This window comes from Nocardia sp. X0981 (assembly GCF_977089955.1).
Genome location: NZ_OZ372435.1, coordinates 2,527,190 through 2,542,986 on the forward strand (window position 1 = coordinate 2,527,190; position 15,797 = coordinate 2,542,986).

General features: G+C 67.6%; 13 protein-coding genes and 1 tRNA gene. 11 read left to right on the forward strand and 3 right to left on the reverse strand.

Translation table 11 applies throughout. The features are described 5' to 3' along the window. Positions 1-263: 263 nt before the first annotated feature. From ACYR7D_RS10980 to ACYR7D_RS10990, 3 genes are all read right to left on the reverse strand, one after another. A tRNA-Arg gene (locus ACYR7D_RS10980) sits at positions 264-336 on the reverse strand. Positions 337-429: 93 nt separating this feature from the next. Continuing rightward, positions 430-1,128, reverse strand: a complete 699-nt coding sequence (locus tag ACYR7D_RS10985; RefSeq protein ID WP_459549502.1) for a DUF305 domain-containing protein — start codon at positions 1,126-1,128, stop codon at positions 430-432. Continuing rightward, positions 1,125-2,033: a DUF3105 domain-containing protein gene (locus ACYR7D_RS10990; RefSeq protein ID WP_459549503.1), complete on the reverse strand. Its 909-nt coding sequence runs from the start codon at positions 2,031-2,033 to the stop codon at positions 1,125-1,127. Before ACYR7D_RS10990 ends, ACYR7D_RS10985 begins: the two co-directional genes overlap by 4 nt. A gap of 159 nt (positions 2,034-2,192) precedes the next feature. Here ACYR7D_RS10990 and argS point away from each other — a divergent pair, with 159 nt between their 5' ends. From argS to ACYR7D_RS11045, 11 genes are all read left to right on the forward strand, one after another. Next, positions 2,193-3,851 carry an arginine--tRNA ligase gene (argS, locus tag ACYR7D_RS10995; RefSeq protein WP_459549504.1) on the forward strand — a complete coding sequence of 553 codons (1,659 nt, stop codon included), beginning with the start codon at positions 2,193-2,195 and terminating at the stop codon, positions 3,849-3,851. Between the two features lie 58 nt (positions 3,852-3,909). After that, a complete protein-coding gene (gene lysA, locus ACYR7D_RS11000; RefSeq protein WP_459549505.1) occupies positions 3,910-5,325 on the forward strand; it encodes a diaminopimelate decarboxylase in 1,416 nt (471 codons plus the stop codon). 23 nt (positions 5,326-5,348) lie between these two features. Next, positions 5,349-6,710 (forward strand): homoserine dehydrogenase, encoded by a 1,362-nt coding sequence (locus ACYR7D_RS11005; protein WP_459550120.1) that lies wholly within the window; start codon positions 5,349-5,351, stop codon positions 6,708-6,710. 83 nt (positions 6,711-6,793) lie between these two features. Beyond that, positions 6,794-7,855 carry a threonine synthase gene (gene thrC / locus ACYR7D_RS11010; RefSeq protein ID WP_459550121.1) on the forward strand — a complete coding sequence of 354 codons (1,062 nt, stop codon included), beginning with the start codon at positions 6,794-6,796 and terminating at the stop codon, positions 7,853-7,855. Between the two features lie 26 nt (positions 7,856-7,881). Then, positions 7,882-8,832: a homoserine kinase gene (gene thrB, locus ACYR7D_RS11015; RefSeq protein ID WP_459549506.1), complete on the forward strand. Its 951-nt coding sequence runs from the start codon at positions 7,882-7,884 to the stop codon at positions 8,830-8,832. A gap of 336 nt (positions 8,833-9,168) precedes the next feature. Then, on the forward strand, positions 9,169-11,181 hold the full coding sequence (gene rho / locus ACYR7D_RS11020; RefSeq protein WP_459549507.1) for a transcription termination factor Rho: 2,013 nt from the start codon (positions 9,169-9,171) through the stop codon (positions 11,179-11,181). A gap of 298 nt (positions 11,182-11,479) precedes the next feature. After that, entirely contained in the window at positions 11,480-11,707 is a 228-nt protein-coding gene (gene rpmE, locus ACYR7D_RS11025) for a 50S ribosomal protein L31 (RefSeq protein WP_077119611.1), read from the forward strand. 97 nt (positions 11,708-11,804) lie between these two features. Further along, positions 11,805-12,884 carry a peptide chain release factor 1 gene (gene prfA / locus ACYR7D_RS11030; RefSeq protein WP_459549508.1) on the forward strand — a complete coding sequence of 360 codons (1,080 nt, stop codon included), beginning with the start codon at positions 11,805-11,807 and terminating at the stop codon, positions 12,882-12,884. Positions 12,885-12,916: 32 nt separating this feature from the next. Beyond that, entirely contained in the window at positions 12,917-13,807 is an 891-nt protein-coding gene (gene prmC / locus ACYR7D_RS11035) for a peptide chain release factor N(5)-glutamine methyltransferase (protein ID WP_459549509.1), read from the forward strand. Between the two features lie 93 nt (positions 13,808-13,900). Beyond that, positions 13,901-14,566, forward strand: coding sequence for an L-threonylcarbamoyladenylate synthase (locus ACYR7D_RS11040; protein ID WP_459549510.1), 666 nt, complete (start codon positions 13,901-13,903; stop codon positions 14,564-14,566). A gap of 61 nt (positions 14,567-14,627) precedes the next feature. Continuing rightward, the gene (locus ACYR7D_RS11045; protein WP_459549511.1) at positions 14,628-15,794 is read left to right on the forward strand and encodes a glycosyltransferase family 4 protein; all 1,167 of its coding nucleotides are present in this window, start codon (positions 14,628-14,630) and stop codon (positions 15,792-15,794) included. Positions 15,795-15,797: the final 3 nt, after the last annotated feature.

Here is a 15,797-nt window from a genome sequence, read left to right on the forward strand (position 1 = left end):
ATGCCCTCTGCTCTCGGCTTCGGAGCCGACCGGTTCACCGACCGATACGTCACCCGGAACATGCGCGGTCGAACTGCGCGGGCGTACTGCCGTGGCGGTGACACCTCGCCGGCCGGAAGGCACCGACCGCGGGCGAGCGGGCAGCGCGGCTCCGCTACGGCGACCACCGGGGCGACCCGGCCCGGATATCCGGCCGGCCGGCTCGCCGGTAACCGGAGAAACGAAAACCCCTACCGGCATTTCGCCCGGTAGGGGTTCTTCGGTGCCCTCGGCAGGAATCGAACCTGCGGCCTTCTGCTCCGGAGGCAGACGCTCTATCCCCTGAGCTACGAGGGCGGGGATCTGACCGACCGGACCGGAGGCCGGTCGATCGGGCGGACCACAGCGTATCGCATCACCCGCGGTGAGACCAAAACAGGTGGTGGCGGGTCAGTTCATGGGCAGCGGCCGGCTACCGCGGCCGGCGAGCATATCGGTCATGAGCCGGGATTCCCCCTGTTGAGCGACCAGCATCTGGTCGGCCAGTACCCGGATCCCGGTGGTGGCGGCATGCGCGGCGCCGTACTCGAGCATCGGGATACCGCCCTCGTGATGACGCAGCATCAGCTGGAGGAACAGCACATCGAGCTCGGGGCCCGTAGTGGTGCGCAACCGCTGGATCTCCGCGGTGGTGGCCATCCCCGGCATAGCGCTCATGGCGCCGCCGCCGTGGTCGTGCCCGTGGCCGTCCGCGGGCATCCAGCCCATATAGCCGTCGGCACCGCGGGCCGGTGCGCCCCACATCTGCAACCACCCCTGCATCCGCCCGATTTGGCTCTGCTGGGTGGTGAGGATGTCGTAGGCGAGCCGACGGACCGCGGGGTCGGTGGAACCGGTCAGCGCGATACCGGACATCTCCACGGCCTGGGCGTGGTGCGCGGACATGTCCTGAGCGAACCCGATATCGACCGTATTCGGCTGCGTGGGACCGCCGGGATCCGGCGCGAGCGACACCCCTGCGCCGAAACCGGCCACGAGCAGGGCGATCGCGCCGATGATCAGCAGGGCGGTGCGTTGGCCGCGCAGCTGGTCGCGCCAACCGGAGCCGGAGCGCGGCTCGGGGCCGGGAGTGCCGGTCTCCGGAGTCACTGTCCCGACCCGGGCGCCTGCTGCTGTTCCGGCAGGGTGCCGGGCATACCCGGGATCGCCGGAATACCACCGGGCAGCCCGCCCGGCAGCCCACCGGGCATACCGCCGCCGAGTTCACTCTGATCGGGCTGGATACCGCCGCCGTCCATCGGCACGGCGTCGGGACCCGGATCGCTCGGGTCGTAGGGCGGCGGGTTCTCGGTATCGAAGCCCAGGGTGGCGCAGTCGGCGCCGACCTCGGGGTAGGCGTAGTTGTTCAGGCGCAGCGCGGTGATGAACTGGCCGATCCGCTCGTCGTCGGCATCGGTCACGGTGAGCTGATGACCCCAGGACTGCAGCGAGATGGGCGCTTCCTGGTCGGGGTGGGGCGACATGAGCATGTACTGCTCACCCTCGACCTTTTCCTTCAACGTGTCGATTCCCGCCTGATCTATCTCGGCCGGGTTGTAGGTGATCCAGATCGCGCCGTGTTCCAGGGAATGCACCGCGTTCTCCTCGCGCAGTGCCTTGTCGTACACGGTGCCCATACAGTTGGCCCAGGAGGCGTCGTGCGGACCGCCGAACGGTGGGGTCCGGTCGTAGGCGACCCGCTGCGTGGCGTCGACGTGGATACCGGCGGGATATTCCTGTTTCACCACGCCCTCGATCTGATCGGAGGGGTCCTGTTTCTGCTCCGAGGGGGTGAACTTCTCCAGAGCGGCCTTCTCCTGGTATTTGGGCACCAGGCTGATCGCCAGCGCCACCACCAGACCGATGAGCACCACGGCCGCACCGACGGTGAGCCAGGGAATTCGCTGCATCAGCGGCGGCTTGCCCTTGTTCTTACCGCCGCTCGCCCGGGCGGAAGCGACTTTGCCCGCCGCCTTGACGGCCTTGGCCGATTTGGCGCTGGTCCTGTTCGGCATACCGGTCCTAGCTCTTTCCACGTGATGGACAGTGTCGAATGTATGCGGCCGGGCGCCGCCCCGCCGCGGTCCGCGTACGGCTGCGGTGCCGGCGGAGCTACACCTGACCGCGGTGCCCACTCGCGGCGCGCACCCACTCGGACCATAGGATAGAGACTCGTGACTCCAGCCGACCTTGCAGATCTCCTTCACGCGACCGCCGCGAAGGTGCTCGCCGAACGTGGACTGGACCCCACGGTCCTCCCCGACGAGGTCGATGTGGAGCGTCCGCGAAATCCGGAACACGGTGATTACAGCACCAATGTGGCGATGCGAGTCGCGAAGAAAGCCGGGACGAACCCACGTGAACTGGCCGGTTGGCTGGCGGAAGCGCTGAGCGGAACCGACGCCGTGGCGTCCGCGGAAGTGGCCGGGCCGGGGTTCCTGAACATCCGGGTGGCCGCGTCGGCGCAGGGTGCGATCCTCGAGCAGGTACGCGCGGCCGGTGTGAACTACGGCACCGCCGATACGCTCGCCGGTACCCGGATCAACCTCGAGTTCGTCTCCGCCAATCCGACCGGGCCGGTGCATCTGGGTGGCACCCGGTGGGCGGCGGTCGGCGACGCGCTGGGCCGGATCCTGGCCGCGCAGGGCGCCGAGGTCACCCGCGAGTACTACTTCAACGACCACGGTGCGCAGATAACCCGGTTCGCCGAATCGCTGGTCGCCGCCGCCACCGGTGCGCCCACCCCGGAGAACGGGTACGCGGGCGCCTATATCGCCGAGATCGCCGATCGGATCGTCGCCGCGCATCCCGGTGCGGTCGAACTCGAGCCGGCGCAGCGGCTGGAGCTGTTCCGCGCCGAGGGCGTGGAATTGATGTTCGCCCATATCAAGAAAACGCTGCACGAATTCGGCACCGATTTCGACGTCTACTACAACGAGAGCTCGCTGTTCGCTTCCGGTGCGGTGGAACGAGCGGTGGAAGCCCTGAAGAGCTCCGGCGATCTCTACGCCAAGGACGGTGCCTGGTGGATCGCCAGTTCCGAATACGGTGACGACCAGGACCGGGTGGTCATCAAGAGCGACGGCAATGCCGCCTATATCGCCGGGGATATCGCTTATCTGCAGGACAAGCGGTCGCGCGGTTTCGATCTGTGCATCTATATGCTCGGTGCCGATCACCACGGTTATATAGGACGGTTGAAGGCCGCGGCCGCCGCCTTGGGGGACGACCCCGACAGTGTCGAGGTGCTGATCGGGCAGATGGTGAATCTGCTGCGCGACGGCGTCGCGGTACGGATGAGCAAACGTGCCGGTACCGTGGTCACACTGGACGATCTGGTCGAGGCCATCGGCGTGGACGCCGCCCGGTACTCGCTGGTCCGCAGCTCGGTGAACTCCAGTATCGATATCGATCTGGACCTGTGGGCGAAACAGGACAGCGTCAACCCCGTCTACTATGTCCAGTACGCGCACGCGCGTGCGGCCTCGATCGCTCGTAATGCCGCCGAATTCGAATACGACGCGGTGACTCCCGATTTCGCCCTGCTGGATTCGGAGTTCGAGGGGGCGCTCATCCGGACCATCGGAGAATTCCCCCGGGTGGTGGCGAGCGCGGCGACGCTGCGTGAACCGCATCGCATCGCTCGCTACCTGGAGGAGCTGGCGGGCGCCTACCACCCGTTCCAGACCAACAAGGCGCTGCGGGTGCTCCCGCAGGGCGACGAACCCGTGACGCCGGTCAACGCCGCCCGGCTCGTGCTGGTGAACGCGACCCGCCAGGTACTCGCCAACGGGCTGGGCCTGCTCGGGGTCACCGCACCGGAGCGTATGTGACCGCCACCCGCAATCGCACCGACCGACTGTTCCGGCAGTGGGTGAGGAAGGAAGACCGATGAGTGTCCATCCGGCCGGGCCTCGGCATGCCGAGATCCCGCACGCGCCCGGTCTGCCGGAACGCCCGGCGGACCCGCGGCAGCTGATCGATCTGCCCGCCCAGGTATGGCCGCGCAATGCCGCCCGCGGCGCCGACGACGTGGTGCGGCTGGCGGGGGTGCCGGTCACCGAACTCGCCGCGCAGTTCGGAACGCCGCTGTTCGTGGTGGACGAGGACGATTTCCGTTCCCGCTGCCGGGATATGGTCCGCGCTTTCGGGGCGGATTCGCGAGTCCACTACGCCTCCAAGGCTTTTCTGTGCGGTGAGGTGGCACGCTGGATCCGCGACGAGGGATTGTCACTGGATGTGTGTTCGGGCGGTGAGCTGGCCGTCGCGTTGCACGCGGGCTTTCCCGCCGAGCGCATCGCTCTGCACGGCAACAACAAATCCGTCGCCGAACTCGAGGCCGCGGTCGCCGCGGGGGTGGGCCATGTGGTGCTCGATTCGCTGATCGAGATCGAGCGGCTGGAGGCCGTCGCGGGGGCGGCCGGTGTGGTGCAGGATGTGCTGGTCCGTGTCACGGTGGGCGTCGAAGCGCACACCCACGAATACATTTCCACGGCACACGAGGATCAGAAATTCGGTTTCTCCATCGCCGGTGGGGATGCCATGGAGGCGCTGGCCCGGGTATTCGAGGCCGATAATCTACGGCTGGTCGGGTTGCACAGCCATATCGGTTCGCAGATATTCGAGATCGACGGTTTCGAAATAGCGGCCCACCGTATGCTGGGGCTGCTGCGCGAGGCCGTGGACAAATTCGGTGTCGAACGGACCGCACAGATCGCCCTGCTCGACCTGGGTGGTGGCCTGGGCATCTCGTATCTCCCGTCCGACGATCCGCCGCCGCTCGAGGAATTCGCCCGGAAGCTACGCGAGCTGGTGGCCCAGGAGGCCGAACGGGCCGGGCTGCCGGTGCCGCGGATCGCGGTGGAACCCGGCCGGGCCATCGCCGGCCCCGGCACGGTGACGGTCTACGAGGTGGGCACGATCAAGGATGTCTCCCTCGACGGCGGGTTGCGCCGCCGCTACGTCAGCGTGGACGGTGGGATGAGCGACAACATCCGCCCGGCGCTGTACCAGGCCGACTACCACTGTCAGCTGGTCTCGCGCGGATCCGAGGCCCCCCCGGTGATCGCCCGTGTGGTCGGAAAGCATTGTGAAAGCGGCGATATCATCATTCGTGACACCTGGCTCCCGGCCGATGCGGGCCCCGGCGATCTGATCGCGGTGGCCGGTACCGGGGCCTACTGCTACTCCATGTCGAGCCGGTACAACATGCTGACCCGGCCCGCGGTGGTCGCCGTGCGCGACGGCGCCGCCCGGCTGGTTCTGCGCCGGGAAACGGTCGACGATCTGCTCGGACTGGAGGTCTGATGGATGCGACGGAAGGGACGACCATGCCCGAGACAACCGGAAGGGTGGCGAGCCACTGGGCACCGGATCGGCCGATCGGCGTCGCGGTGCTGGGTATGGGCAATGTCGGCCGCGAGGTCGTGCGGATCCTGCGTGAGCACGCCGACGACCTCCGCGCCCGTGTCGGCGCGCCGCTGACCCTGCGCGGGATCGCCGTGCGCAGCCCGGACCGTGACCGGGGTGTGCCCGCGGAACTGCTGACCACCGACGCCGAAGCGTTGGTCACCCGCTCCGATGTCGATCTCGTGGTGGAGGTCATCGGCGGTATCGACCCGGCCCGTAGTTTGATCCTGGCCGCCCTCAACGCCGGGAAATCCGTGGTCACCGCGAACAAGGCGCTGCTCGCCGATTACACCGGCGAACTCGCCGCGGCGGCCGAGCGCAGCCGCGCCGATCTGTACTTCGAGGCCGCGGTGGCGGGCGCGATCCCGGTGGTGCGGCCGCTGATCCAGTCGCTGTCCGGCGACCGGGTCGATCGGGTGATGGGCATCGTCAACGGCACCACCAATTTCATCCTCTCGGCCATGGACGAGACCGGTGCGGATTACGGGGAAACCCTCGCCGAGGCCACTCGCCTCGGTTATGCGGAAGCCGACCCGACCGCCGATGTCGAGGGCTACGACGCCGCCGCGAAGGCCGCGATCCTGGCATCTCTGGCCTTCCACACCCGGGTGACCGCCGCCGATGTGTTCCGCGAGGGCATCTCCAAGATCACCGCGGAAGACCTGGAGACCGCCTCCGCGGTGAATTGCACCGTCAAATTGCTGGCGATCTGCGAGCGGGTGCCGGCCGGCCCGGACGAGCCGGGCCCCGCCGAAGGCGGTAAAGAGCGGGTCTCGGTGCGGGTCTATCCGGCGCTGATCCCGCGCAAGCATCCGCTGGCGACGGTGACCGGAGCGTTCAATGCCGTGGTCGTGGAGGCTCAGAACGCCGGTCGGCTCATGTTCTACGGGCAGGGCGCCGGAGGTGCCCCCACCGCCTCCGCCGTACTCGGTGATCTGGTGATGGCGGCGCGGAACAAATTCTTCGGCGGCCGGGCACCCGGCGAATCGGTCTATGCTGAGCTTCCGATCGCGCCGATGGGCGATACGCCCACCCGCTATCACGTGAACCTGCAGGTCGAGGACAGGCCCGGTGTACTGGCCGCGGTGGCGGGCGAATTCTCCAACCACGGCGTGAGTATTTCGACGGTCCGGCAGGAGGGCCACGACGATCGGGCTCGTTTGGTGGTCGTCACCCATATCGCCACGGAATCGGCGCTGGCGGAGACGGTCTCCGCCCTGGCGGATATGGAATCTGTCACATCTGTCACCAGCGTTCTGAGATTGGAAGGCACCGAAGAATGACGACAGCATCGCGCAGCGATTCGGTGAGGAGCGGGGACCGGGCGCCGGAAGGGCGTAGCACCGGTGTCGCCCCGCAGACCGGAGTGCACTCCCGCTGGCCCGGGCTGATCGCGGCCTACCGGGACCGGCTCGCGGGTGCGGCCGATTGGGAGCCGGTCACCCTGTTCGAGGGGGGTACCCCGCTGGTACCCGCGCCGTACCTCTCGGAGCTGACCGGTTGCGAGGTCTTCCTGAAGGTCGAAGGTGCCAACCCGACCGGTTCGTTCAAGGACCGCGGTATGACCATGGCGATGACCGATGCCAAGTACCGGGGCCAGCAGGCGGTGCTGTGCGCCTCCACCGGTAACACCTCGGCCTCGGCCGCCGCCTACGCGACCCGGGCGGGGATGACCTGCGCGGTTCTCATCCCGCAGGGCAAGATCGCCATGGGCAAACTCGCCCAGGCCGTGATGCTGGGCGCACGTGTCATCCAGGTCGAGGGCAATTTCGACGACTGCCTGGAACTGGCTCGTAAGGTCACTTCCGATTTCCCGGCCATCGGGCTGGTGAACTCGGTGAATCCCGCCCGGATCGAGGGTCAGAAAACCGCCTCCTTCGAGATCTGCGATGTGCTGGGGAAGGCGCCCGATGTGCACGCGCTCCCGGTGGGCAATGCCGGGAACATCACCGCCTACTGGCGCGGTTACCGCGAATACCACGCCGACGGTGTCACCGCGGGACTTCCGCGCATGCTCGGCGTCCAGGCGGCGGGCGCCGCTCCACTGGTGAACGGTGCCCCGGTCAAGGAACCGGAGACCATCGCCACGGCCATCCGGATCGGCGCTCCCGCCTCGTGGAACGGCGCGGTCGCGGCCAAGGAGGAATCCGGTGGCGCCTTCCGCGCGGCCACCGACGAGGAGATCCTGAACGCCTACCGGCTGGTAGCGGCCAAGGAGGGTGTTTTCGTGGAGCCCGCGTCGGCCGCGAGTGTGGCCGGTGTGCTGGCCGCGCGCGCCGAGGGATGGCTCGAACCCGGGCTCACCGTTGTCTGCACGGTCACCGGTAACGGCCTGAAAGACCCCGATACCGCCCTTCTCGGTATGCCCGAGGTACAGGCCATCCCGGTGGATCCGGTGGCCGTGGCCGCCCGACTCGAACTGGCCTGATCTTGGATACTCGCGAAAGCCGGCTCGTGGCCCCGACACTGCCCGCCGGCCTCTCCGTTTCGGTGCGCGTACCGGCCTCCAGCGCGAACCTCGGCCCCGGTTTCGATTCGCTGGGAATGGCGCTGGCGATCTACGACGAGATCGAGGTGCGCAGTACGGATTCCGGTCTCGATATCCGAGTGGAAGGCGAGGGCGCCGACGAGGTCCCCTGGGGGCCGCAGCATCTGGTGGTCCGGGCCATCGAACGCGGACTGGAATCGGCCGGGGTCTGGGCGGACGGGCTGGACGTGGTGTGCCGGAACGCGATTCCGCACTCGCGCGGCCTGGGTTCCTCCGCCGCGGCCGCGGTGGGGGGACTGGCGGCGGGATGTGCGCTGGCCGCGAAATTCGATCCGTCCCTGGCCGTCGGTACCGACCGGCTGGTGCAGCTCGCTTCCGAATTCGAAGGCCACCCGGACAACGCCGCGGCCAGTGTGCTCGGCGGAATAGTCGTGTCGTGGACCGAAACCGGGCCGGGTCCGGACAGCGGCGATATCACCGTCCCGCAACGTCTCTACCGGGCGGTTCGGCTCGAAGCGCACGACACATTGCATCCGATCGTGCTGATTCCCGAGGAGCGGTCCTCGACCGCGCAGACCCGCGGTCTGCTGCCCGAACTGGTCCCGCACCGCGATGCGGCCTTCAATGTGAGCCGGTCCGCACTCGCGGTCGTGGCGCTCACCCAGCGGCCCGATCTGCTGCTCCCGGCCACCGCGGACCGGCTGCACCAGTCCCAGCGCGCACCCGCGCTACCGCTGACCACCACCTGGATCGAACGGCTGCGCGCTGTCGGGATCGCGGCCACCGTCTCGGGCGCCGGGCCGACCATCCTCGCGCTCGGGACCAGCCCTTTTCCCGAGGAACTGCGGTCCCGGGCCTGCGTCGACGGTCTGCGGGTGCTCGAACCGGGCATCGCCGGAGGCGTCCGGGTCGACTGAGCCGGAGGTGCCCGGAGCGGCCCCCGGGCGCGTCCACCTTGCCGACCTTCGTACTTGCCCGCTATCCTGGGCAAGTCCGTACATCGCGCGCATCAGACGCCGGTGCTTCATCAGGGCAATCGCTCCAGCAGGCTCCAGGCTCGAGCCTCCATGCCATGGGGGTGCCGCGCAGCCACGCAACTGGAATGATCTCTTCCACCATTTTCCAGCGGTGGCGAAGCACCCGTCCCGGAGGGGCAGGCGATACGGCTACAAATCCGAGTCCGGCAGCGAGATCGGGCTACGGAACGAACCCTCGACACAGCACACGGCCATCGAGGGAAGGAAAGGATCTCCGTGACAGATACGGACCTGCTCGCGACACCCGGGGTGGAATCCGACTCCGAACCCTCGGGCAACCGCGAAAGTGACTCCGGACAGATTTCTTCGAAGATGAGCGAACACACCGACATCGGATCGGGGCTGACTGGAATGTTGTTGCCGCAGTTGCGCGCACTGGCGGGAGAACTCGGTATCCGAGGCACCTCCGGTATGCGCAAGGGTGATCTCATCGCCGCCATCAAGGAAAACCAGGCCGGCAGACCCGCCGCCGCGGAGCGCACCACCCGCGCGAAGGCTGCCAAGGAACGCAAATCCGCCGATCAGCCGGCCGAGGCCGCCGCGGCCACGCCGGCCGAAGCGCCCGCCGCCGACTCGACGGAGAAGAAGACCGGGCGCGCGCCCGGCACCGGCGCCGGTAAGGACGGCGCCGCCGACGACAACGCGGGGAAGGGCAACCAGACCGCGACCAACGGCACCGCGCCCGTCAACGGCGCCGCGGAGACCGCCACCGAAGCCGAGGGCAAGACCGAGACCCGGTCCGCCGACACCGACGATTCGGGGCGGGATTCCGGCCAGCGCGGCCGCGGCCGGCAGCGTCGTGGCCGCGACCAGCAGAGCAAGAACAACGAGACGGCCACCGACAACCGCTCCGACGACGCCAAACAAGAAGGCGGGAAACAGGACGGCAAGGACGGCGACCAGGGCGAACGCCGGCGCGACCGGAACCAGTCCGGCCAGGGCCAGGGCGAACAGCGTGGTTCCGGTGGGAACCGGGACGACGAGGAAGGCGGTCGCGGCCGCCGCGGGCGCCGGTTCCGCGAGCGTCGCCGGGGCCGTGACCGCGAGGGCGGCGAATCCCGCGAGCCCGAGATCCGCGAGGACGATGTGCTCCAGCCCGTCGCGGGCATCCTCGATGTGCTGGACAACTACGCGTTCGTGCGCACCTCCGGCTACCTGGCCGGGCCGAACGACGTCTACGTCTCGATGAATCTGGTCCGTAAGAACGGCCTGCGCCGCGGTGATGCGATCACCGGTGCGGTGCGCGCGCCGCGCGACGGCGAGCAGAGTAATCAGCGGCAGAAATTCGATCCGCTGGTACGCCTGGACACCGTCAACGGCGCCGAGGTCGATTCGGCGAAACGCCGGCCCGATTTCAACAAGCTCACCCCGCTGTACCCGAACCAGCGGCTCCGGCTGGAAACCCAGCAGAACAAGCTGACGACCCGCGTGATCGACCTCATCATGCCGATCGGTAAGGGTCAGCGCGCGCTGATCGTGTCGCCGCCGAAGGCCGGTAAGACGACGATCATGCAGGACATCGCCAACGCGATCGCGATCAACAACCCCGAGTGCTATCTCATGGTGGTACTGGTCGACGAACGTCCCGAAGAGGTCACCGATATGCAGCGTTCGGTGAAGGGCGAGGTCATCGCCTCGACCTTCGACCGTCCGCCGTCCGATCACACCTCGGTCGCCGAACTGGCCATCGAGCGGGCCAAGCGCCTGGTCGAAATGGGTAAGGACGTGGTCGTTCTGCTCGACTCGATCACCCGTCTGGGCCGGGCCTACAACAACTCCTCGCCCGCCTCGGGCCGCATCCTGTCCGGTGGTGTCGATTCCACCGCGCTGTATCCGCCCAAGCGGTTCCTCGGCGCGGCGCGCAATATCGAGAACGGCGGATCGCTCACCATCATCGCCACCGCCATGGTGGAGACCGGATCGACCGGTGACACGGTGATCTTCGAGGAGTTCAAGGGCACCGGTAACGCCGAGCTCAAACTGGACCGCAAGATCGCCGAGCGGCGCGTGTTCCCCGCGGTGGACGTGAACCCGTCCGGTACCCGTAAGGACGAGCTGCTGCTCAGCCCGGATGAGGCCGCGGTACTGCACAAACTGCGCCGGGTCCTGTCCGGCCTGGATTCGCACCAGGCGATCGATCTGCTCATCGACCGGTTGAAGAAGAGCAAGAACAATCTGGAATTCCTGATGCAGGTCTCCAAGACCGCACCGGGAGCACTGGACGAATGAGAAGAAGCGGGGCTCGCCACCAGGCGAGCCCCGCTTCTTTTCCGGAGAAAACCGAGCGATGAATCCCGAACGCGGAAAGCGTCCACCCGCCCAGCCCGGGGTTGTCCCCACAACCGGTGTTCCGCATCCGAATGCAGGAACAATCTCCTGGGCGGGGGCGTTTCAGCAGGGGCAGGTGGTTCTGGCATACTGAACCGCCGTGCGTCTGCGAATCGCGCAGACTCCCGCCTGAGTCGGTTCCGGTTCACGGTCGGTGGAATACCCGAGCGACCCGGCGACCAATATCGAGAGGACATCCATGAAGGCAGGAATCCACCCGACCTACGTCGATACCACGGTGGTCTGTGGTTGCGGTAACACCTTCCAGACCCGTTCCACCAAGGAATCCGGGCATATCACCGTCGAGGTCTGCTCGCAGTGCCACCCGTTCTACACCGGCAAGCAGAAGATCCTGGACACCGGTGGCCGCGTGGCCCGCTTCGAGGCCCGCTACGGCAAGCGCGCCAAGAAAGCCGACGCCAAGTAGTTTTCCCATCAGCGCCCGGTCCTGCTTCCGCAGGCCGGGCGTTGGTGTTTTTGTACCGTCCTTCCCGCGTCGCCTTTTCCGAGTAGGAGCCTCGCTCATGGCCGAGAAAACCGCACCGTCCGCGATCGACGATGTGCTGGCCGAATACGCCGGACTGGAAATCCAGCTGGCGGATCCGGCGCTGCACAACGACCCGGACGCCGCCCGGCGGGTGGGGAAGCGGTTCGCCGAACTCGCCCCGGTCATGACCACCTACAAAAAGCTCGCCACCGCCCGTGACGATCTGGAGGCGGCCCGGGAGCTGGCCGCCGACGATCCGGCGTTCGCGGCGGAGGTGCCCGGGCTCCAGGAACAGCTCGAGGAGTTGGAGAAACAGCTCGCGGACCTGCTGGCACCCCGTGACCCGCATGACGGTGACGATGTGGTGCTGGAGGTGAAATCCGGAGAGGGCGGTGAGGAATCGGCGCTTTTCGCCGCTGATCTGGCCCGGATGTACATCCGGTACGCGGAACGTCGCGGCTGGAAGGTCGAAGTGCTGGACGCGGCCGTTTCCGACCTCGGCGGCTACAAAGAGGCGACCCTGTCGATCAAGAGCCGCGACGCCGCCCGCGACGGTGTCTGGTCGCGTTTCAAATTCGAAGGGGGAGTGCACCGGGTCCAGCGGGTTCCGGTGACCGAATCCCAGGGCCGTGTCCACACCTCGGCGGCCGGGGTGCTGATCTATCCCGAGCCCGATGAAATCGAGGAAGTGGCGATCGACGAGAACGATCTGCGCATCGATGTGTACCGGTCCTCGGGTAAGGGCGGACAGGGCGTGAACACCACCGATTCCGCGGTCCGTATCACCCATCTGCCTTCCGGAATCGTGGTGACCTGCCAGAACGAGCGCTCGCAGCTTCAGAACAAGGCCCGCGCCATGCAGGTGCTGGCCGCCCGGTTGCAGGCCCTGGCCGAGGAGCAAGCCGAACAGGAAGCCGCGGAGGGGCGCGCGAGCCAGATCCGGACCGTCGACCGTTCCGAACGGATCCGCACCTACAACTTCCCGGAGAACCGCATCGCCGATCACCGCATCGGCTACAAGGCGCACAATCTGGACTCCGTGCTCAACGGTGATATGGACGCGTTGCTGGATGCCCTGGCCACGGCCGACCGGGCCGCCCGGATGGAAGCGGAGTAGGTGCGCCGGAGACGCGCCGAGAGGATCTGCCGGTGACCCGTGTCCCGCTCCGCCCCGTTCTCGCCGAGGCGATCGATGTTCTGCAGGCCGCCGGGGTGGGCAGTCCCCGGGCCGATGCGGAACACCTCGCCGCGTATGTGCTGGGCGTCGAGCGTTCCCGGCTCCTGCTCACGCCGTTGATCGACCCGGAACAACTCGAGACCTACCGGGCGCTGGTATCCCGCCGCGCCGCGCGGATACCGCTACAGCATCTGACCGGGCAGGCCGCCATGGGGCAGATCGATCTCGAGGTGGGGCCCGGTGTATTCGTGCCCCGTCCGGAGACCGAACTGCTCCTCGCGTGGGCGCTGGCCCGGCTGGAGACGGTCCGGCACGACCACACGCCGATCGTGGTGGATCTGTGCACGGGTTCGGGCGCGCTGGCACTCGCCCTGGCCCATGCGCGGCCCGATGCCGAGGTCCACGCCGTGGAACTGGATCCGGACGCGTTGCGCTGGGCCCGTCGTAATGCCGCGCGCCGGGTCGCCGCCGGCGATACGCCGATCACGCTGTACCACGCCGATGTCACCGCCCCCGCGCTGCTCACCGAACTGGACGGGCGGGTGGATATCGTCGTCGCCAATCCGCCCTATATCCCCGAGGGGACGGAATTGGCGCCCGAGGTCGCCGACCACGATCCGCACCGCGCGCTTTTCGGTGGCCCCGATGGGCTGGCGGTGATCCGTCCGCTGGTTCCGCTCCTCGGCCGTCTGCTGCGGCCGGGCGGCGGCGCTGCCGTCGAACACGACGACAGCAACGGTGGCGAACTCGCCCGTCTGCTCGAGCTGGACGGCCGTTTCACCGAAATCGTGGAGCACCCCGACTTGGCCGGGAAACCACGTTTCGTGGCCGTGTCGACGGCGGTGCCGGAAGCGCGCCGATAAATCGGCACACTGTCTCCGCGGCTTTCCGGGACGGGCCGCCGTAAACACCTCCCGAGATTACGAATGGGGACTTGCGGCCATAACATGGTCGACGTGAGTACCGTTTACGACTGCGCCGATACCGATTCGCGCGCCGCCGGCTTGGCCGCGGCCATCAGTGCTCTGAGAGCGGGTCGGTTGGTTGTCGTGCCCACCGATACGGTTTACGGTCTCGCCGCCGATGCTTTCGATTCCGCGGCTGTCGCCTCGCTGCTGGCGGCGAAGGGCCGTGGCCGGGATATGCCGGTGCCGGTGCTCGTGGGTTCGTGGAACACCATCGACGGCCTGGTGTTCTCGGTACGGCCGCAGGCCCGTGATCTGATCCGGGCATTCTGGCCGGGGGGATTGAGTATCGTTGTCCAGCAGGCTCCTTCGCTGGCCTGGGATCTCGGGGACGCGCGGGGCACGGTGATGTTGCGGATGCCGCTGCATCCGGTGGCGTTGGAGCTGCTGCAGGAGGTGGGTCCGCTGGCGGTCTCGAGCGCGAATATTTCCGGCCGCCCGGCCGCGGAGAACGTGGCGCAGGCCAGGGAGCAGCTCGGCTCTCTCGTGGGCGTGTACCTCGACGGAGGTCCGGCGCAGCACGCGACCGCTTCCACCATTGTCGATCTCACCGCCGATCAGCCGCGCATTCTGCGCGAGGGCGCGGTGACGACCGAGGCCGTGGCCGAAGTGCTGGGCACCACCCCCGATGCCCTGACCGGATCCGTCGCCCGGTGATCGAACTGATTTCGGTGCGGGTTCCAGCGGTATCTGTGGTGAGCGGGCGGTGGTCGGCGCGATGAGCGGTTCCGGTGCGGTCGTTCCCCTGCGCGAGCTCATTCTCGTCCTGCTGGTCTCGACGGTGGTCACCTTCCTGGCCACCGGTGGTATCCGGACGCTGGCCATCGGTTTCGGCGCGGTGGCCATTCCGCGTGACCGCGATGTGCATGTGAAGCCGATCCCCCGGATGGGCGGGGTCGGGATGTACATCGGGGTGGTGGCGGCGGTGCTGTTCGCTCATCAGCTGCCCGCGCTGCGCCGCGGTTTCGATTATCGGCCCGATATCGCCGCGGTGTTGGTGGCGGCCACGATCATCGTGGCGGTGGGTATCGTCGACGACCGGTGGGGGTTGGACGCGCTCACCAAATTCGCCGGTCAGGTCACCGCCGCCGGCGTGATGGCGGTGATGGGTCTCGGTTGGTACCTGATCTATGACCCGTTCAACAACAGCACCGTCGTGCTGGACGGCCTGCAGGGTGGTCTGGTGACCGTTGCCGTCGCGGTGACGCTGATCAATGCCATGAATTTCGTGGACGGTCTGGACGGTCTGGCGGCCGGGCTGGGTTTGATCGCCGCTTTCGCGGTTTTCGCCTTCGCTGTCGGGCTGCTCACCGAGCAGGGCGGATCGGTGGACAGTTATCCGCCGGCGCTGCTGGCCGCGGCCATGGCGGGGGCCTGTCTGGGTTTTCTGCCGCACAATTTCTCGCCCGCGCGAATCTTCATGGGTGATTCCGGGTCCATGCTGATCGGTTTGGTCCTGGCCGCCGTCTCCACCAGTGCGTCCGGCCGGATTCCGCTGCAGGGTTACGGCCCGCGCGATATCGTCGGTCTGCTCTCGCCGGTGCTCCTGGTGGGCGCGGTGATGTTCATTCCGGTGCTGGATCTGCTGCTGGCCATCGTGCGCCGGGTCCGGGCCGGTGTCAGTTTCTCGACCCCGGACAAGATGCATCTGCATCACCGGCTGCTGCAGATCGGGCATTCCCAACGCCGTGTCGTGCTGGTGATCTATTTGTGGGTCGGCATTCTCGCCTTCGGGGCGGTCGGCACCTCGCTGATGGATCGGCGGGTGGTGGTGTTGCTGATGGCGGCCGGGCTGTTGTTCGCCTTGGTCGTGACGGCCGTGCCGGGTTTGTGGCGTAGGCAGGCGCGCCGGGAGGCGGCGGGCTCTGTTTCGGAATCCGGGTAGAGT